Source organism: Streptomyces sp. URMC 126 (assembly GCF_051386555.1).
Taxonomy (GTDB): Bacteria; Actinomycetota; Actinomycetes; order Streptomycetales; family Streptomycetaceae; genus Streptomyces.
The window spans coordinates 1-248 of the sequence record NZ_JBPQTX010001166.1 but is presented as its reverse complement, the minus strand read 5'-3'; the positions used below and the strand labels follow the sequence as shown (position 1 = coordinate 248).

The 248-nt window shown below is 69.8% G+C and carries 1 protein-coding gene; it reads right to left on the bottom strand.

Translation table 11 applies throughout. The features are described 5' to 3' along the window. A partial coding sequence (locus ACSNOK_RS35525; protein WP_436784799.1) for a proton-conducting transporter transmembrane domain-containing protein occupies window positions 1-248 on the bottom strand: 248 nt, incomplete at both ends.

Below are 248 nucleotides of genomic sequence, written 5' to 3'. Positions count from 1 at the left end.
GAACATGTAGCCGAGCTGCGAGCAGGTCGAGTAGGCGATGACCCGCTTGATGTCGAACTGGGTCAGCCCGATGGTCGCCGCGAACAGCGCGGTGCTGGCGCCGATGAAGGTGACCATCGCCAGGGCGGCCGGCGCGTGCTCGTAGAGCGGCGAGAACCGGGCGACGAGGAAGACCCCGGCGGTGACCATGGTGGCGGCGTGGATAAGCGCCGAGACCGGGGTCGGCCCCTCCATGGCGTCCGGCAGCC